This is a genomic window from Nocardioides kribbensis (genome assembly GCF_015070375.1).
In the GTDB taxonomy this organism is placed as follows: domain Bacteria; phylum Actinomycetota; class Actinomycetes; order Propionibacteriales; family Nocardioidaceae; genus Nocardioides; species Nocardioides kribbensis.
Window position 1 is genome coordinate 488,616 of sequence record NZ_JADCLL010000002.1, and the last position, 17,673, is coordinate 506,288.

General features: G+C 74.5%; 15 protein-coding genes and 1 riboswitch. Of the genes, 12 read left to right on the forward strand and 3 right to left on the reverse strand.

All coding sequences use genetic code 11. From position 1 onward, the window contains the following. Positions 1 to 39: 39 nt before the first annotated feature. Entirely contained in the window at positions 40 to 570 is a 531-nt protein-coding gene (locus tag IR170_RS20260; protein ID WP_319804964.1) for a GNAT family N-acetyltransferase, read from the reverse strand. Continuing rightward, positions 567 to 1,487 carry an alpha/beta hydrolase gene (locus IR170_RS07880; RefSeq protein WP_193661922.1) on the reverse strand — a complete coding sequence of 307 codons (921 nt, stop codon included), beginning with the start codon at positions 1,485 to 1,487 and terminating at the stop codon, positions 567 to 569. Before IR170_RS07880 ends, IR170_RS20260 begins: the two co-directional genes overlap by 4 nt. A 126-nt stretch (positions 1,488 to 1,613) precedes the next feature. Then, positions 1,614 to 1,744: riboswitch (TPP riboswitch) on the forward strand. On the opposite strand from IR170_RS07880, the gene IR170_RS07885 reads away from it, so the two are divergent. The 6 genes from IR170_RS07885 to IR170_RS07910 all read left to right on the forward strand — a co-directional run bounded on the left by IR170_RS07885 (position 1,734) and on the right by IR170_RS07910 (position 9,649). Continuing rightward, positions 1,734 to 2,852, forward strand: a complete 1,119-nt coding sequence (locus tag IR170_RS07885) for a thiamine ABC transporter substrate-binding protein (RefSeq protein WP_193661923.1) — start codon at positions 1,734 to 1,736, stop codon at positions 2,850 to 2,852. It overlaps the preceding riboswitch by 11 nt. Continuing rightward, positions 2,849 to 4,483, forward strand: a complete 1,635-nt coding sequence (locus tag IR170_RS07890) for an ABC transporter permease (RefSeq protein WP_056864893.1) — start codon at positions 2,849 to 2,851, stop codon at positions 4,481 to 4,483. Before IR170_RS07885 ends, IR170_RS07890 begins: the two co-directional genes overlap by 4 nt. Positions 4,484 to 4,544: 61 nt before the next feature. Next, entirely contained in the window at positions 4,545 to 5,606 is a 1,062-nt protein-coding gene (locus IR170_RS07895) for an ABC transporter ATP-binding protein (RefSeq protein ID WP_193661924.1), read from the forward strand. Between the two features lie 23 nt (positions 5,607 to 5,629). Then, on the forward strand, positions 5,630 to 6,676 hold the full coding sequence (locus IR170_RS07900) for a phosphatase PAP2 family protein (RefSeq protein ID WP_193661925.1): 1,047 nt from the start codon (positions 5,630 to 5,632) through the stop codon (positions 6,674 to 6,676). Positions 6,677 to 6,782: 106 nt separating this feature from the next. Further along, on the forward strand, positions 6,783 to 8,879 hold the full coding sequence (locus tag IR170_RS07905; RefSeq protein ID WP_193661926.1) for an acyl-CoA dehydrogenase family protein: 2,097 nt from the start codon (positions 6,783 to 6,785) through the stop codon (positions 8,877 to 8,879). Next, positions 8,879 to 9,649, forward strand: a complete 771-nt coding sequence (locus IR170_RS07910; protein WP_193661927.1) for a class I SAM-dependent methyltransferase — start codon at positions 8,879 to 8,881, stop codon at positions 9,647 to 9,649. The genes IR170_RS07905 and IR170_RS07910 overlap by 1 nt, the downstream gene beginning before the upstream one ends. A gap of 54 nt (positions 9,650 to 9,703) precedes the next feature. On the opposite strand, the gene IR170_RS07915 is transcribed toward IR170_RS07910, so the two are convergent. Beyond that, a complete protein-coding gene (locus IR170_RS07915) occupies positions 9,704 to 10,192 on the reverse strand; it encodes an inorganic diphosphatase (protein WP_193662119.1) in 489 nt (162 codons plus the stop codon). A 155-nt stretch (positions 10,193 to 10,347) separates the two neighbouring features. On the opposite strand from IR170_RS07915, the gene dacB reads away from it, so the two are divergent. From dacB to ftsH, 6 genes are all read left to right on the forward strand, one after another. Next, positions 10,348 to 11,841 (forward strand): D-alanyl-D-alanine carboxypeptidase/D-alanyl-D-alanine endopeptidase, encoded by a 1,494-nt coding sequence (gene dacB, locus IR170_RS07920; protein WP_193661928.1) that lies wholly within the window; start codon positions 10,348 to 10,350, stop codon positions 11,839 to 11,841. Positions 11,842 to 11,881: 40 nt separating this feature from the next. Beyond that, positions 11,882 to 12,937 carry a zinc-dependent metalloprotease gene (locus IR170_RS07925; protein ID WP_193661929.1) on the forward strand — a complete coding sequence of 352 codons (1,056 nt, stop codon included), beginning with the start codon at positions 11,882 to 11,884 and terminating at the stop codon, positions 12,935 to 12,937. Between the two features lie 20 nt (positions 12,938 to 12,957). Continuing rightward, positions 12,958 to 13,944 carry a tRNA lysidine(34) synthetase TilS gene (gene tilS, locus IR170_RS07930; RefSeq protein WP_193661930.1) on the forward strand — a complete coding sequence of 329 codons (987 nt, stop codon included), beginning with the start codon at positions 12,958 to 12,960 and terminating at the stop codon, positions 13,942 to 13,944. A gap of 186 nt (positions 13,945 to 14,130) precedes the next feature. Then, positions 14,131 to 14,841 (forward strand): Ig-like domain repeat protein, encoded by a 711-nt coding sequence (locus tag IR170_RS07935; protein WP_193661931.1) that lies wholly within the window; start codon positions 14,131 to 14,133, stop codon positions 14,839 to 14,841. A gap of 43 nt (positions 14,842 to 14,884) precedes the next feature. Further along, entirely contained in the window at positions 14,885 to 15,436 is a 552-nt protein-coding gene (gene hpt, locus IR170_RS07940) for a hypoxanthine phosphoribosyltransferase (protein ID WP_056864886.1), read from the forward strand. A 148-nt stretch (positions 15,437 to 15,584) separates the two neighbouring features. Then, positions 15,585 to 17,669 (forward strand): ATP-dependent zinc metalloprotease FtsH, encoded by a 2,085-nt coding sequence (ftsH, locus tag IR170_RS07945; RefSeq protein WP_193661932.1) that lies wholly within the window; start codon positions 15,585 to 15,587, stop codon positions 17,667 to 17,669. Positions 17,670 to 17,673 lie beyond the last annotated feature (4 nt).

The following is a 17,673-nucleotide window of genomic DNA, read 5'->3' on the forward strand; positions in this document are numbered from 1 at the left end:
GTCTCGGACCCTACGCCCGCCCGACCCCGCCGGCACGCCTCAGCCGCGCCGCCGCATCGGCACGTGGGGGATGCCGTCCTCCAGGAACTCCGGCCCGTCGACGGCGAAGCCGAAGCCGGCGTACCAGCCCGCCAGCGGCGCCTGGGCGTCGAGCACGACGTCACGGCGCACCCCGCTCCCGGTCTCGGCCCCGGTCTCGCTCCCTGCCCCGTCGCACAGCGCCACGCACGCCTTCATCAGCGCGCCGCTGAGCCCCCGCCCGCGCCCCGCGGGATGCAGCACGACCCGACCGATGCGCCACGTGTCGCCGTCGTCGAGCACCCGGGCGTAGCCCAGCACCGGGACCTCGTCGGGCCGCTCGGGGTCGGGGAGCACGACGTGGCGGGTGCCGGGCTCGGTGTCACGGCCGTCGAGGTCGGGGTAGGGGCAGGCCTGCTCGACCACGAAGACCTCCTGCCGCAGCCGCCACACGGCGTAGGCGACCGCCGGCGCGAGCCCCGCGAAGTCGCTCGACCACACCACCGGGCCGCCCGACGAACCGCCCGCCGCACCGCTCACGGGGCCGCTCACCGGGCCGACCCCCGCAGGAAGTCCTCGACGGTGCGCCGGGCCCGACGCGCCTCGGGGATGAGCGGCAGGATCGGGTAGACGTGGATGAGGTCGGGCTCCTCGACGTAGGTGAGGTCCCACCCGGCCTCGGCCGCCCGCCGCGCCAGCAGCCGTACGCCGGGGACGAGCAGGTCGCGCGTGCCGCAGAGCACGAGCGCCGGCGGCAGGCCGGAGAGGTCGCCCAGCGCCGGGGAGACCTCGGGGCGGGCCAGGTCGTCGGGGGAGCCGGCCCACCAGTCGGCGTAGGCGTGCAGCTTGGACTCGAAGAGCCACGGGTCGCGCGCCGCGAACCACCGGGTCGCCGGCGTGGAGGTGGTGAGGTCGACCCAGGGGGAGAGCAGCAGCAGCCGCTCCAGCGACCCCGCCGGGTCGAGACCGCGGTCGCGCACGCTCTGGGCCACGGCCAGCGCGATGCCGCCGCCGGCGGAGTCGCCGCCCAGCAGCACCGGGCCGTGGGCGCAGGCGCGCGCGACGACGTCGACGAGCCGGTCGTGGGAGTCGGCCCAGGTGCTGCCCGGGGCCAGCGGGTAGTCGGGCAGCACGACCCGCACCCCGAGCCGGCGGGCGAGCGCGGCGGCGTAGCGCACGTGGAAGGGGTCGATGCCGGCGATGTAGGCGCCGCCGTGCATCCACACCAGGGTCCGCTCGGGCTCGACCCCGCGCGGGGCGAGCACGTGCACGTCGAAGCCGGCGGAGGAGTCGGTGACCAGGGTGAAGCGCCGCGCGAAGCCGGGCACCAGCCCCGTCGCCAGCCCGGGCGCGCGGCGTGCCTGCCCCTCGAGCACGCGCTCGCGCTCCTCGGGCAGCGAGCTCAGCTCGCCGGCCCGGCGCAGTCGGGGGATGAGGGTCGCGAGGAGCTGGTGGCGGAGGCTCGGCACGCCGGAAGCCTCTCAGACCCCGCCAGCAGCGCCCACCGACCGGGCGCCGGGTGGCCACGGCCCGGCGCCCGACCGTGCCGGACCGGACGGCGACCCGCCGCCGACCTGCCGGCGACCTACACTGGCCGCAGAAGACAGGGGAGCACGACCGGCCACCGGTGGCGTGCTGAGAGTGCGGACGACGAGTCGCGTCGTACCGCAGACCCTCCGAACCTGCTCCGGTTAGCACCGGCGAAGGGAGTCCACATGAGGCGTGCGCGCGCACTCACCGTCCTGACCACCGCGGTGGTCCTCGGCCTCACCCCGGCCTGCTCGCTGGTCGGCAGCGGCGACGACGACCCGACCGCCGCCGACACGGGCGGTGCGGGCTCCTCCACCGGCGCCGGCGGCACCGAGGGGGCCACCGGCGACGGCAGCGAGGTCGTGCTGGTCACCCACGAGTCGTTCTTCCTGCCCCAGAAGGTCGAGCGGGCCTTCGAGCAGCAGTCGGGCTACGACCTCGTGGTCCGAGCCTCCGGTGACGCCGGCAGCCTCACCAACAGGCTGGTCCTGACCCAGGACTCCCCGACCGGCGACGTGGCCTTCGGCGTCGACAACACCTTCGCCTCCCGCGCGCTGGAGGAGGGCGTCTTCGCCCCCTACGCCTTCGACGCCCCCGCCGGGGTCTCCGACTACGCCGTGCCCGGCGACGACGAGCAGGCCCTGACCGCCGTCGACAACGGCAACGTGTGCGTCAACGTCGACGAGACGTGGTTCGCCGAGCGCGAGCTCGAGCCGCCGGCCTCGCTCGACGACCTCACCGACCCCGCCTACCGCGACCTGCTCGTCGTGCCCGGAGCCACGACCAGCTCCCCGGGCCTGGCCTTCCTGCTGGCCACGATCGCGGAGTACGGCGAGGACTGGCCCGACTACTGGGCCGACCTCATGGACAACGGCGCCAAGCTCGTCGACGGCTGGTCGGACGCCTACCAGACCGACTTCACCCAGGGCGGCGGCTCCGGCGACCGCCCGGTCGTGGTCTCCTACGACTCCTCCCCGGCCTTCACCCTTGCCGACGACGGCACCTCGACCACCCGGGCGCTGCTCGACACCTGCTTCCAGCAGGTCGAGTACGTCGGGGTCCTGGCGGGCGCGGAGAACGTGGCCGGGGCCGAGGCGCTGGTGCGTTTCATGACCGGGCCGGAGGTGCAGGCCGCGCTGCCGGAGTCGATGTACGTCTTCCCGGTCGTCGAGGGCACCGAGCTGCCGGCCGACTGGGCGCAGCACGCCGAGCGCCCCACCGACCCCTACGAGGTCGACCCCGCCGAGATCGCCACCGAGCGCGCCACGTGGCTGCAGGAGTGGACGGACGTCGTCACCCGGTGAGACGTGGGCTGACCCTGCTGGCGCTCGCGGCGCTGCCGGTGGCGGTGCTGGCGGTCTTCTTCGTGCTGCCGGTGAGCGGCATGCTCGCGCGGGGCTTCGTCGTCGACGGCGTGCTCGACCCGGGCGCCGTGCTCGAGGTGCTGGGCCGCGAGCGGGTGCACCGGGTGCTGTGGTTCACCGTCTGGTCGGCGACGGTGGCCACGGCGCTGTCGGTGCTGCTGGGCCTTCCGGCCGCCTTCGCCCTGCACCGCCTCGACTTCCCGCTGCGCCGTGTGGTGCGCGCCGCGCTGCTCGTGCCCTTCGTGCTGCCGACCGTGGTCGTCGGCATCGCCTTCCGCCAGCTGCTGGGCGAGGCGGGCCCGCTGGCCTTCCTCGGCCTCGACGGCAGCCCGGTGGCGATCGTGGCGGGCCTGGTCTTCTTCAACGTCGCCGTGGTCATCCGCGGCGTGGGCGCGGCGTGGGAGTCGCTCGACCCGCGCCCGGGCGAGGCGGCCGCGGCGCTGGGTGCGAGCCCGCTGCAGGTGCTGCGCACCGTGACGCTGCCGGCGCTGCGCCCGGCGATCGTGTCGTCGGCCAGCGTGGTCTTCCTCTTCTGCGCCACCGCCTTCGGCGTCGTGCTGACCCTGGGCGGGCTCCGCTACTCCTCGGTGGAGACCGAGATCTACCTGCTCACCACCAACCTGCTCGACCTCCAGGCGGCCGCGGCCCTGTCGATCCTGCAGCTCGTGGCGGTCACCGCGCTGCTGCTGGTGGCCGCGCGGCTGCGGGCGGTGCCCGACCCGACGCTGGCGCGCGTCGTGCCCCGCCCGCGCCGCCCCCGCCGCGGCGACCTCCCCCAGCTGGGCGCCACCGCGCTGCTGCTCGTGGTGGTCGCCGCGCCCGTGGCGGTGCTGGTGAGCGGCTCGCTGCGCGTCGACGACGCCTGGAGCCTGGGCAACTACCGCGCCCTGCGCACCCCCGGCGAGGGCGGCGCCCTGCTGGTGCCGGTGACCGACGCGCTGCTCACCTCGCTGCGCACCGCGGTGGACGCGACCTGGATGTCGCTGACCCTGGGCCTGCTGGTGGCCGTCGTGGTCACCCGGGGCTCCCGCGGGCGGGCCGAGCGGCGGGTGCGTGCGGCCCTCGACGGCTTCTTCATGCTGCCCCTGGGCGTCTCGGCGGTGACGCTCGGCTTCGGCTTCCTCATCACCCTCGACTCCCCGCCGCTCGACCTGCGCGACTCCCCGCTGCTGGTGCCGGTGGCCCAGGCGCTGGTGGCGCTGCCGCTGGTGGTGCGCACGATCGCCCCCGTGCTCGGCGGCGTCGACGACCGGCAGCGCCAGGCGGCCGCCTCGCTGGGCGCCGGGGCCTGGCGCACCGTGCTCACCGTCGACCTGCCGGTGGTGTGGCGCCCCCTGCTGGCCGCCGCCGGCTTCGCCTTCGCGGTGTCGCTGGGGGAGTTCGGGGCCACGTCCTTCCTCGCGCGCGAGGAGTCCCCGACCCTGCCGGTGGTCATCTACCGCCTCATCGGCAGCCCCGGAGCCATGAACTACGGCATGGCCCTGGCCGCCTCCGTGGTGCTGGCCGCGGCCACGGCCGGTGTGATGCTGGCCGTCGAGCGGCTGCGCGTGCCGTCGCTGGGGGCCCTGTGACCGGCCCTGTGACCGGCCCTGTGACCGGCCCCGTGACCGGCCCGACGACAGGAGGAGCGCGATGCTCGCGCTGAGCGACGTCTCGGTGTCCTACGACGGCCGCCCGGCCGTGAGCGGGGTCGACCTCGACCTCCCCGACGGGCAGGTGCTCGCCGTGCTGGGACCCTCGGGGTGCGGCAAGTCGACGCTGCTGCGCGCGGTGGCCGGCCTCGAGCCCGCGACGGGCCGGATCGCGTGGGACGGCGACGACCTGGCCCGCGTGCCGACCCACAGGCGGGGCTTCGCGCTGATGTTCCAGGACGGGCAGCTCTTCGGCCACCTCACCGTCGGGCGCAACGTCGGCTACGCCCTGCGCCTGCGGCGCCGCTCGCGCTCCGGGGCCCGCGAGGAGGCCCGCCGCGTCAAGGAGCTGCTCGAGCTGGTCGGGCTCACCGGCTACGCCGACCGGCTGCCCGGCACGCTGTCGGGCGGGGAGCGCCAGCGGGTGGCGCTGGCCCGCTCGCTGGCCGTCGAGCCCCGGCTGCTGCTGCTCGACGAGCCGCTGTCGGCCCTCGACGCCGGGCTGCGCGAGCGGCTGGCCGTGGAGCTGCGCGACATCCTGCGCCGCGCCGGCACGACCGCGCTGATGGTGACCCATGACCACGAGGAGGCCTTCACCGTGGCCGACCGGCTCGCGGTGATGCGGGAGGGGCGCCTGGTGCAGCACGGTGACATCGGCGAGGTGTGGCGCCACCCCGTCGACGAGGCCACCGCCCTCTTCCTGGGCTACGCCCGCGTCCTGCACGGCCCCGCGGCCGACCGGGTGCTGGCGGCGGCCGGCCGGCCCGTCGCCGCGGGCGGGGCCACGGCGGTCGCCGTACGCCGCTCCGCGCTGCAGCTGGCCGCCCCCGGGCAGCCGGGCGCGCAGGCGGGTGCGCAGGAGGGCGCGCTGGCGGCGACGGTGCGCTCGCTGCGGGGCACGCCGGAGCAGCTGCGGCTGGTGCTCGACGTCGACGGGGTGGGCGAGGTCGACGCCGTGGCGGGCCTCGACCACCGCGTGGCGCCGGGCGACCGGGTGGGCGTGGTGGTGGACGCCACGCGGCTCGCGGTGCTCCCCGGGGCGCGCGGAGGGGGCGAAGCGTAGGGACAGTCCTTACACTGACCTGCGTGTATCGCCGCGCCTACGTCCTCCTCGTGGTCACCGCGATCGGGATGGGCCTGTGGGCCGTCATCACCGCCGCCGTGCTCGACCAGGGCCTCGTCGACCCCGAGGGCAGCTTCCTCGGCCCGTCGTGGCTGCGCCTGCCGCTGCTGCTGCTCGGCGCGCTGCTGCTCGACCTGCTGCCACGCACGCTGTGGTACTCCAAGGGCCGCCCGACGCTGATGCCGGCGATCGTGCGCGAGCGCCTGCGCTCGCACTGGAACAAGGAGCGCCTGACGCTGGTCGCGCTCGGCATCATCTGCTTCTACGTCGTCTACGTCTGCTACCGCAACATCAAGTCCTACCTCCCGCTCGTCTCCGACCGGATGTACGACCGCGAGCTGCACCTGCTCGACCGCGCCCTCTTCTTCGGCAACGACCCCGCGATCGTGCTGCACGACCTGCTCGGCACCACCGTCGCCGCCCACCTGCTCAGCTACATCTACCTGTGGTTCCTGCCGCTGGTGCCGCTGGCGGTCACGGCCTGGCTGGTGTGGTCGCGCAACATGTCCTACGGCTACTGGTTCGTCACCTCGCAGTGCGTGGCCTGGACCCTCGGCACGATCTCCTACTACGCCCTGCCCACCCTGGGCCCGGGCCTGGAGTACGTCGCGATCTACCAGCCGCTGGCCGACACACCGACGACGTCGTTGATGGAGTCGCTGGTCTACACCCGGCAGAGCTACATGATCCCGGGCCTGGAGGGCCAGGTGCAGTCGGTCGCCGGCTTCGCCAGCCTCCACACCGCCATCACGCTGCTGGTGGCCCTCATGGTGCAGTTCACGCTGCAGAACCGCATCCTGAAGGTCGTCTTCTGGGTCAACTTCGGCGTCACCGTCGTCGCCACCCTCTACTTCGGCTGGCACTACATCGCCGACGACATCGCCGGCATCATGATCGCGCTGGTCGCCTTCTACGTCGGCGGCCTGGCCAGCGGGCAGAAGTTCGACCGCTACCCGCTGCAGTCGCACCCGACGACCACCACCTCCAAGGTGCCGGTCTCCCGCGACTGAGCCCCCGCCCCGGCCGCGCCCGCCGGCGCGCCCGGGTCTCACCCGTGAGGGCGGCAGATCCGGCGTTTTCCTGGGCGCCCCGGTGACCCGCGAGTAGCGTCGGGGCATGTCGAGCGACACCGTCAGTACCACCGTCACCCCGTCGGCCGCCACCGAGGCCCCCGCCCCGGCCGCGGGCACGCCCGAGCCGGAGCGTCACCGCTCGGGCTACCGCCAGCCCGAGGTCGACGTGGCGGCGATGACCCGCCTGCTCGACGGCAAGTACGCCGAGGTGCGCCAGCTGGTGCGCGACAGCCTCGTCGACCACGCGCAGGTGCTGCGCGACGCCGAGACGATGACGCCCGACGAGTTCCGCGAGCGGGTCAAGGACGTCGTGGTCGAGATCGCCTCGACCGGCCAGAGCGGGCTCGGGTTCCCCGAGGAGTACGGCGGCGGCGGCGACGTCGGCGCCTCGGTGGCCGCCTTCGAGACCCTCGCGCTGGGCGACCTCTCGGTGCTGGTGAAGACCGGGGTGCAGTTCGGCCTCTTCGGCGGCGCCGTGCTCCAGCTCGGCACCAAGGAGCACCACGACCGCTACCTGCCCGACCTCATCGCCGGGCGGCTGCTGGGCTGCTTCGCGATGACCGAGACCGGCCACGGGTCCAACGTGCAGGCCCTCGGCACCGTCGCGACCTTCGACCTGGCCACCCAGGAGTTCGTGATCACCACGACCTCGGAGGAGGCCGGCAAGGACTACATCGGCAACGCCGCCGTCCACGGCACGGTCGCCGTGGTCTTCGCCCAGCTTGAGATCGGCGGGGAGTCGCAGGGCGTCCACGCCTTCGTGGTGCCGATCCGCGTCGACGGCGAGCCCGCACCGGGCGTGCGCATCGAGGACGACGGCCCCAAGATGGGCCTCGACGGGGTCGACAACGGCCGGCTGTGGGTCGACCACGTGCGGGTGCCGCGCACGAGCCTGCTCAACCGCTTCGCCGACGTCACGCCCGCCGGGGTCTACGAGAGTGCGATCGAGAGCCCCAACCGCCGCTTCTTCACCATGCTGGGCACCCTCATCCAGGGCCGCGTCTGCGTCGGCGGCGCCGGCATCAACGCCGCCAAGGTCGCGATCGCGATCGCGGTCAGGTACGGCGACCGGCGCCGCCAGTTCGAGGCCTCCGACCCCGAGCAGGAGGAGCTGCTGCTCGACTACGGCGTGCACCAGCGCCGGCTGCTGCCGCTGCTGGCCCGCACCTACGCGCTCCACTTCGCCCAGGAGGTCGTCGCCGCCGACCTGCACGCCGTGGCCACCGCCGCCGGCGGCGACGAGGTCGAGGCCGAGACGGCCAAGCGCGAGCTGGAGTCGCGTGCCGCCGGCACCAAGGCGCTCGGCACCTGGCACGCCACCCGCACCATCCAGGAGTGCCGTGAGGCCTGCGGCGGCGCGGGCTACCTCGCCGAGAACCGCTTCGCCGCGCTCAAGGCCGACACCGACGTCTTCACCACCTTCGAGGGCGACAACACCGTGCTCATGCAGCTGGTGGCCAAGGGCCTGCTCACCGGCTACGCCAGCGAGTTCGAGGACATGGACCAGTTCGGCATGGTGCGCTTCGTCGCCGGCCTCGCCGTCGAGACCGTCGTGGAGAAGACGGCCGTGCACAAGCTGGTGCAGCGGCTGCGCGACGTCCTGCCCGGCGGCGACGAGTGGGACCAGGAGGCCGGGCTGCTCGACCCCGAGTACCAGCTCGGCATGCTCCGCTTCCGCGAGGAGCACATGGTCAGCGGCGTCGCGCGGCGCCTCAAGCGCGGCATCGACGGCGGCATGAACGCCGGCCAGGTCTTCTCGCGCGTGCAGGACCACGTGATCGGCGCGGCCCACGCCCACATGGAGCGGCTCGTGCTCGAGGCCTTCGTGGCCAAGGTGCGCGCCCTGCCCGACGGCGACCAGAAGGTGGCCCTCAACCTGCTCTGCGACCTGCACGCGCTCTCGGTCATCGAGGCCGACCGGGCGTGGTTCATGGAGCACGGCCGGCTCTCGGTGCAGCGCTCCAAGGCGATCAGCCGTGAGGTCTCCTCGCTGTGCCGCAAGGTCCGCCCGATCGCGGTCGACCTCGTCGACGCCCTCGGCGTGCCCGAGGAGATGCTGCGCTCGCCGGGCCTGGTCGGCCCCGTCGGCACCCCGCGCGAGTCCTCGGTGCGCGCCGCCGCGGAGCGGGCCGGGGCCTGATGGCGCGCCCGCGCGGGCCGGCCCGCCTGGTCTCCGCCGTCGGCGGTGCGCTCGGCTCGGCGTACGTCGGGGCGCGTGCGGCCGGCGGGCAGGTCGCGCGCCTGCCCGGGCGGGTCACCGGCGGCTGGGAGGGCGACCCGCTGTGGGGTGCGTTCTACGACTGGACCGTCGAGCACCCCGGCGTCGGCGGGCCGCTGTGGCGCCTGGGCCTGGGCACCGACCAGCAGCTGCTCTTCACCGCCGCCGAGGAGGTCGGCCACCTGCCCGACGGCGCCCGCGTGCTCGACGTGCCGTGCGGCGGCGGGGTGGCGCTGCGCTCGCTGCGCGCCGACCAGCAGGTGGAGGTGGTGGCCGTCGACATCGCCGAGGTGATGCTCGAGCGGACCCGTCGCGCCGCCCACGACCGCAAGGTCGACCACCTGGTCACCACGGTGGCCGCCGACGTGGCCGACCTGCCCTTCGACGACGCCTCCTTCGACCTCGTCGTCAGCCTCATGGGGCTGCACTGCTTCCCCGACCCCGCCGCGGCGGTGGCCGAGCTCGCGCGGGTGCTGCGGCCCGGCGGCGTGCTCAGCGCGAGCCTGCTGCTGCGCGGCACCGTGCCGGCGCTGTCACCGGCCTGGCAGGTCGGCCGCGCCAGCGGGCTGCTCGGGCCGGGCTGCTCCAGCGTCGAGCTGCGCAGCTGGCTGGCCCGCGGCGGCGTCCAGGACGTCACCCTCCAGGTCAGCGGCGCCGTGGCCTACGTGCGCGGCGTCCGCCGCCGCCCCTGACGCACCGCAGCCCCCGCCCGGGTGACCGGACGGGGGCTGCGGGAGGGCGTCGGCTCAGTGGCCGGTCTTCTTGAAGCGCTCGAAGGAGGCGTGGACCTCGGCCTCGGCCTCGGTGCGGCCGACCCACTCCGCGCCCTCGACGGACTTGCCGGGCTCGAGGTCCTTGTAGACCTCGAAGAAGTGCTGGATCTCGAGGCGGTCGAACTTCGAGACGTGGCTGATGTCGCGCAGGTGCTCCTGGCGCGGGTCGGTCGCCGGCACGCAGAGGACCTTGTCGTCGCCGCCGGCCTCGTCGGTCATGCGGAACATGCCGATCGCGCGGCACTTGATCAGGCAGCCCGGGAAGGTCGGCTCCTGGAGGATGACCAGGGCGTCGAGCGGGTCGCCGTCCATGCCGAGGGTGTCCTCGATGTAGCCGTAGTCGGCGGGGTACTGCGTGGAGGTGAAGAGGGTGCGGTCCAGGCGGATGCGCCCCGACTCGTGGTCGACCTCGTACTTGTTGCGCTGACCCTTGGGGATCTCCACGAGCACGTCGAACTCCAGCACAGTCAGCCTCCGCTTGTGTCGGCCCGTCGTGGGCCGGATGTCGGTGGGCCCTCGACCGGTCGGGTCGGGGGCCAGGTCCTCGGGCCCGACGTGGGCCCGGCGGCGATTGTCGCGCACAATGACCCGAAACGCTGCAGCGGGAAGGGGTTTCGGTGGGTCGACGTGACGCAGGCCACGCTCCGCGGCGGCGTGGCGGGCGCCTCGTGGCGGTGGTCCTCGTGCTCGCGCTCGGCGCCGGCGGGGCCGCGGCGTGGCGCACCGGCGTGCTCGACGACGCCGCCCGCGAGGTCGGCGACCGCCTCGCCGCGCTCACCGGCGACCCCGCGCCCGGACCCGACGACCCCTCCCGCGTCCCGCCGCCCGACGGCCTCGACCTCCCCGACCTCGACGAGCCGGCGCCCGTCGCCGCCGAGGCCGACCCGCGCGCCCTCGACCGTGCCGCCGTACGACGCACGCTCGCGGCCGCGCTCGGCGACCGCGACCTCGGGCGCCACGTGGTCGCCGCGGTGGCCGGCCTCGGCGACGGCGCCGCGGGGTCGGCGCCGGTGGGCCTGGTGGCCCGCGGGCGGACGCCGGCCGCCGTGCCCGCCTCCACCACCAAGCTGCTCACCGCCGTGGGCGCGCTCAGCGTGCTCGACCCCGCGACCACCTTCGAGACCCGGGTCGTGCGCCGCGGGTCGACGCTGACCCTCGTCGGCGGGGGAGACCCGTTCCTGGCCCGGACCCCGGCGGCTGCCGAGGGCGCGGCGTACCCCCGGCGGGCCGACGTGACCACGCTGGCGCGCCGCACGGCCGCGGCGCTGCGGGGCACGGGCGCCGCACCGCTGCGCCTCACCTACGACGCCAGCCTCTTCACCGGCCCCGCGGTCAACCCGTCGTGGCCCGCCGACTACGTGCCCGACGGGGTCGTGGCGCCGATCTCGGCGCTGTGGGTCGACGAGGGCCGTCCCGCCGGCGGCGTCGGCCGCGTGGCCGACCCGGCGCGCGAGGCCGCCGACGTCTTCGCGGCCGCGCTGCGACAGGCCGGCGTGGCGGTGCAGGGCCGCCCGCGGCGCGCCCAGGCCGCGGTCGGTGCCGACCCGGTGGCCGAGGTGAGCAGCGCGCCGCTGCCCGAGATCGTCGACCAGCTGCTCCAGGTCAGCGACAACGAGGCCACCGAGGTGCTGCTGCGCCACGTCGGCCTGGCCAGCGGGGGAGAGGGCAGCAGCGCGGCCGGGGTGGCCGGCGTCGCCGAGGTGCTGCGCGACCTCGGCGTGCCGGTGCCGGTGCGCCAGCTCGACGGCAGCGGGCTGTCGCGGGAGAACCTCATCGCCCCCGAGACGCTGGTCGGCGTGCTGCGCGCGGTCGGCACCTCCGCCGAGGACTCCCCGCTGCGCGCCGTGCTCGGCGGCCTGCCGGTGGCCGGCTTCACCGGCTCGCTCGCGCTGCGCTTCGACGACGTGGCCCCGGACGCGGTCGGCGGCGTGCGCGCCAAGACCGGCACCCTCACCGGGGTGAGCAGCCTGGCCGGCGTCGCGGTCGACCGCCGGGGCACGCCGCTGGTCTTCGCGCTGATGGCCGACCGGATCCGCGAGGTCGACACCCTCGACGCCCGGGCCGCCCTCGACCGCGCCGCCGCCGCCCTCGCGGCCTGCACCTGCTCGTGACCCGCGCCCGGGTCAGGTCGCCACGGATAGGTTCGGGGCCATGAGCACCCCCACGCCGGAGACCCCGGAGATCATCGACTGGGACCTCGCGGTCTCGCTGGGCTCGCGCCTGGCCGGCGACGGCCCCACGGTCGGGCGGGCCGAGGCGACGGCCGTCGTGGAGGAGCTGCGCGCCGGCGCCCACCGCTCCACCGGGCTGGTGCGCGACTTCACCGGCCTCGACGCCCCCGACGGCACCGCGCCGGTCCTCGTGGTCGACCGTGCCGGGTGGGTGCAGGCCAACGCCGACGGCTTCAAGGCGGTGCTGGCCCCGGTCGTGGCCAAGCTGGTGGAGAAGAAGCCCCCCTCGGGGCTCTCGCTGGCCCTGGGCTCGCGGATCACCGGTCTCGAGGTCGGCGGGCTGCTCGGCTTCCTCGGCGGCAAGGTGCTGGGCCAGTTCGACCCGTTCTTCGCCCCGTCGGGCCGGCTGCTGCTGGTCGCCCCCAACATCGTGCACGTCGAGCGGGAGCTGGGCGTCGACCCCACCGACTTCCGGCTCTGGGTCTGCCTGCACGAGGAGACCCACCGCGTGCAGTTCACCGCCGTGCCCTGGATGCGCGACCACCTCTTCTCCCTGGTCGGCCAGGTCGCCGACACCATGGACTCCTCCCGCATGCTCGACGACGGCCTCAAGCGGGTCAGCGAGGTGCTGCGCTCGCGCGGTCGCGACGGCGAGGGCGGCTCGCTGATGGACCTGGTGAGCAGCCCCGAGCAGAAGGAGCTGATGGACCGGGTCACCGGCGTCATGAGCCTGCTCGAGGGCCACGCCGACGTGGTCATGGACGGCGTCGGCCCCCGCGTCATCCCGAGCGTCGAGCACATCCGCGGCCGCTTCGACGAGCGCCGCAAGGGCGTCGGCGCCCTCGACCGCCTGTTGCGCCGCCTGCTCGGCCTCGACGCCAAGATGGCGCAGTACCGCGACGGCGCCGCCTTCGTGCGCACCGTCGTCGACCGGGTCGGCATGGAGCAGTTCAACGCCGTGTGGGCCGGCCCGCAGAACCTCCCGAGCAAGGCCGAGATCCACGACCCGTCCGCCTGGGTCGCCCGGGTCCTCTGAGACCGGCCGGGTCGAGCGCGATGCCCAGGCTGCACCCCGCGGTCGCCGCGGTCCGCCTCGCCGTACGCCGGGAGCTGGCCGACCTCCCGGCGGGCGCGACGGTGGTGGTGGCCTGCTCCGGCGGGCCCGACTCGCTCGCGCTGCTGGCCGCCACGGTGCACGAGTCGCGGGCGGGGGGCTGGCGCGTCGTCGGGGTCACGGTCGACCACGGCCTGCAGGAGGGCTCGGCCGAGCAGGCCGCCCGCGTGGTGGAGCAGATGGCCGCGCTGGGCGCCGACGAGACGGCGGGGGCGCGGGTGCAGGTCGTGCTCGACGGCGAGGGTCCCGAGGGAGCGGCGCGGCGGGCCCGCTACGCCGTGCTCGACCGGGTCGGCGCCCACTTCGACGCCGCCGCGGTGCTGCTCGGCCACACCCGCGACGACCAGGCCGAGACGGTGCTGCTGGGGCTGGCCCGCGGCTCCGGCGCCCGCTCCCTGGCCGGGATGCGCCGCCGCTTCGACCGCTACCGCCGCCCGCTGCTCGAGGTCGCCCGCGACGACACGGTCACCGCCTGCCAGGTCGAGGGCCTCGACGTCTGGGACGACCCGCACAACCACGACCCGGGCTACGCGCGGGTCCGGGTGCGCCGCGCCGTGCTGCCCGCCCTCGAGGAGCACCTGGGCCCCGGCGTGGCCGCGGCCCTGGCCCGCACGGCCGAGCAGCTGCGCGCCGACGCCGACCTGCTCGACGACCTCGCCGAGGTCGAGCACGCCCGGCTGGTCCGCCCCGACGGCGCCCTGCCGGTGGCCGAGCTCGCCGACCGGCCCGACGCCCTGCGCCGCCGCGTCCTGCGCCTGGCCGCCCTCGACGCCGGGGCACCGGCCGCCGAGCTCCTCCACGAGCACGTGCGCGCCCTCGACGCGCTCGTCACCGACTGGCACGGCCAGCGCTGGATCGACCTCCCCGGGCCCCTGCGCGGCACCCGCGCCGACGGCCTGCTGCGGATCACGGCGCCCCCGGTGGCCTGACCGGGCCCGACCGGGACGGGCGGTCCAGACCGCTCGACGTCCCGCGGGCAGGGCTGGGCGAACGCCTCAGGTCGGCGACCCGGCGTGCCGATGGTCTGCGTGGCAGCCCCCCGGCCGCCCCCGGCCCACCCCGCCGGACCCGACCCCCTCGGGCCCCCGCCCGCCGCTCCCCCCGGAGACCCCCCGATGAAGATGCTCACGACCTCGCTCGTCGCCGCCGCCACCCTCGCCGCCACGGCGATGCTCGCTCCCGGCACCACGGCCACCGCGTCCAGCCTGGGCGTCGCCCCCCGGGTCGCCGGCACGGGCGGGGCGATGGTGCAGGGCGCGGTCGTCGACCAGCGCGGTCGCCACGTCGACGACGTCGAGGTGCGCGCCGTCGACCTGGCCACCGGCGACGTCGTGGCCAGCGACCTGTCCTACGCCTCGCCCGACAACGACATCGCGCACGGCTACTTCGCCCTGCGTGTGCGCAGCGGCAGCTACGAGGTCACCTTCTCCAAGCCCGGCTACGACACGGAGACCGTCGTCGTCGACCGCGCCCGCCGCGAGAAGGCCGGCATCGGCGAGGTCGAGCTGACCAAGCGGCCGGTCGCCTCCGACACCGACGCCCGTGCCCCGCGCCGCGTCGAGCTCGGCGACAAGGTGCGCGTCAGCGTGCGCGTGAGCGCCGCCGGCGACCCCGCGACCCCCAGCGGCTCCGTCGTGCTCACCGCCGGTCGTCGCGTCGTCGAGCGCGGCCAGCTGCGCGACAACGGCACCGTCGTGCTCGACCTGGGTCGTCTCGGCCGGGGCGACTACACCTTCGTCGCCAGCTACGCCGGCAACGACCTGCTCAAGGGCTCCAGCTCCGCGCGGGTGCCGGTCGAGGTCTACAAGCCCCGCCGTCGCCACTGACCCGCCGTCGCCGCCGACCCGCAGCGCCCCTAGGCTCTGCGCCATGGACTCTGCCCACGTGGAGAACGACCTCGTCAACGTGCTGTTCACCGAGGCCCAGATCCAGGAGCGGCTCGGTGAGCTCGCCGCCCGGATCGAGGACGACTACGCCGGCAAGGACCTGCTGATCGTCGGCATCCTGCGCGGTGCGGTGATGGTGATGGCCGACATGGCCCGCAGCTTCAGCCGCCACCTCGAGATGGACTGGATGGCGGTGTCGTCCTACGGCTCCGGCACCAAGTCGAGCGGCGTCGTGCGGATCCTCAAGGACCTCGACACCGACATCTCCGGGCGTCACGTGATCATCGTCGACGAGATCATCGACACCGGCCTGACCCTGTCGTGGCTGACCTCCAACCTCACCAGCCGCAACCCCGCGAGCGTGGAGATCTGCACCCTGCTGCGCAAGCCCGAGGCCCTGCAGATGCCCGTCGACGTCAAGTACGTCGGCTGGGACATCCCCAACGAGTTCGTCGTGGGCTACGGGCTGGACTACAAGGAGCAGTACCGCAACCTGCGCGACATCGGCACGCTCGCGCCGCACGTCTACTCCTGACCGCCGCCCCACCGGGCCCGGCCGGGCCGAGCGGGCCGACCCGGCGCCGCGTCTCTCAGGCCGCTCTCAACCGAGCGCCTGAGAGACTGGACCACGCCTGCCACCTGTACCGTCGTGGGTTCAGCCGTGCACAAGACGAGAGAAGTCCGTGAAGCGCATTTTCAAGGGTCCCTGGTTGTGGATCGTCGTCGCCGTGGTGGGTGTCCTGCTCGCCCTGCAGTTCCTCGCGCCCAACAGCGGTGGCGACGAGATCGACGCCTCGACGATGAGCAAGTACATCGCCGACGGCGACGTCAAGGAGATCACCTTCGTCGGGGGTGACCAGCAGATCAAGGCCGTCCTCGACGACGGCGTGCGCGACGAGGGCTCCGAGGTCACCACCTACTGGATCAACGGCACCCAGCGCGACCTCGTCAACGCCGCGCAGGCGCAGTACCGCGCCGGCACGATCGACGACGTCAAGACCGAGATCTCGCGACCCAGCCTGCTCAGCTCGTTCCTCTTCTCCGTGCTGCCCATCGTGATCATCGTGATCATCTTCCTGTGGCTGCTCAACAGCATGCAGGGCGGCGGCGGCCGCGGCGTCATGCAGTTCGCCAAGTCCAAGGCCAAGCTGATCTCCAAGGACATGCCGAAGTCGACGTTCAACGACGTGGCCGGCTGCGAGGAGGCCATCGAGGAGCTCGGCGAGATCAAGGAGTTCCTCCAGGAGCCGGCGAAGTTCCAGGCCGTCGGGGCCAAGATCCCCAAGGGCGTGCTGCTCTACGGCCCTCCCGGCACCGGCAAGACCCTGCTGGCGCGCGCCGTGGCCGGCGAGGCCGGCGTGCCCTTCTACTCCATCTCCGGCTCCGACTTCGTCGAGATGTTCGTCGGTGTCGGCGCCTCCCGCGTGCGCGACCTGTTCGAGCAGGCCAAGGAGAACGCCCCGGCCATCGTCTTCATCGACGAGATCGACGCCGTGGGTCGTCACCGCGGCGCCGGCATGGGCGGCGGCCACGACGAGCGCGAGCAGACCCTCAACCAGCTGCTCGTCGAGATGGACGGCTTCGACGTGCGCGGCGGGGTCATCCTCATCGCCGCCACCAACCGCCCCGACGTGCTCGACCCCGCGCTGCTGCGCCCGGGCCGCTTCGACCGCCAGATCCAGGTCGACGCCCCCGACCTCTCGGGGCGCCACCAGATCCTCCAGGTGCACTCGCGCGGCAAGCCCATGTCGCCCGACATCGACCTGCTCTCCGTGGCGCGCCGCACCCCGGGCTTCACCGGCGCCGACCTGGCCAACGTGCTCAACGAGGCGGCGCTGCTCACCGCGCGCACCAACGACAAGCTGATCACCGACGCCGCCCTCGACGAGGCCATCGACCGCGTCATCGCCGGCCCGCAGCGCCGCACCCGCCTGATGAGCGAGAAGGAGAAGCTCATCACGGCCTACCACGAGGGCGGCCACGCCCTCGTCGCCGCTGCCCTGCCCGGCACCGACCCGGTGCACAAGATCACGATCCTCCCGCGCGGTCGCGCGCTGGGCTACACGATGGTGCTGCCCGACGAGGACAAGTACTCCCAGACCCGCTCGGAGATGCTCGACAAGCTGGCCTACATGCTCGGCGGGCGCGCCGCGGAGGAGATGATCTTCCACGACCCCACCACCGGCGCCGGCAACGACATCGAGAAGGCCACCAACCTCGCGCGGGCCATGGTCACCCAGTACGGCATGACCGACCGCCTCGGGGCCATCAAGCTCGGCGAGACCCAGGGCGAGCCGTTCCTGGGCCGCGACATGGGCCACTCGCGCAACTACTCCGAGGACGTCGCCGCGATCGTCGACGAGGAGACGAAGAACTTCCTCGCCGTCGCCCACCAGGAGGCCTTCGACATCCTCGAGGAGAACCGCGACGTGCTCGACGCCCTCGTGCTCGAGCTGCTCGACAAGGAGACCCTCGACAAGGCCGAGGTGGCCCGCGTCTTCGAGCCGCTGCGCCGCCGCCCGGTGCGCCCGGCCTGGACCGGCTCGCCCGACCGTCGCCCCTCCGACATCCCGGCCGTGGAGATCCCTCAGGCCATCCGCGACCGCGCCCGCAGCAACGGCGCCCCCGCCGACCAACCCGCCGGCGTCGTGCTGACCCCGCCCGGGGCCGGCGGCGACGTCCACGGCGACCCCGGCCTCGGCCCCGACGGCACCCCGCCGGCGCCTCCCACCCCGCCGAGCCCCGGCTCGCCCACGCAGCAGGGATGACCTC

Bases quoted from the DNA above. Each gene is read 5' to 3' on its own strand.
- IR170_RS07885 (WP_193661923.1), top strand. From the start codon at position 1,734: ATGAGGCGTGCGCGCGCACTCACCGTCCTGACCACCGCGGTGGTCCTC.
- IR170_RS07895 (WP_193661924.1), top strand. From the start codon at position 4,545: ATGCTCGCGCTGAGCGACGTCTCGGTGTCCTACGACGGCCGCCCGGCC.
- IR170_RS07905 (WP_193661926.1), top strand. From the start codon at position 6,783: ATGTCGAGCGACACCGTCAGTACCACCGTCACCCCGTCGGCCGCCACC.
- IR170_RS07910 (WP_193661927.1), top strand. From the start codon at position 8,879: ATGGCGCGCCCGCGCGGGCCGGCCCGCCTGGTCTCCGCCGTCGGCGGT.
- IR170_RS07925 (WP_193661929.1), top strand. From the start codon at position 11,882: ATGAGCACCCCCACGCCGGAGACCCCGGAGATCATCGACTGGGACCTC.
- tilS (WP_193661930.1), top strand. From the start codon at position 12,958: ATGCCCAGGCTGCACCCCGCGGTCGCCGCGGTCCGCCTCGCCGTACGC.
- IR170_RS07935 (WP_193661931.1), top strand. From the start codon at position 14,131: ATGAAGATGCTCACGACCTCGCTCGTCGCCGCCGCCACCCTCGCCGCC.
- hpt (WP_056864886.1), top strand. From the start codon at position 14,885: ATGGACTCTGCCCACGTGGAGAACGACCTCGTCAACGTGCTGTTCACC.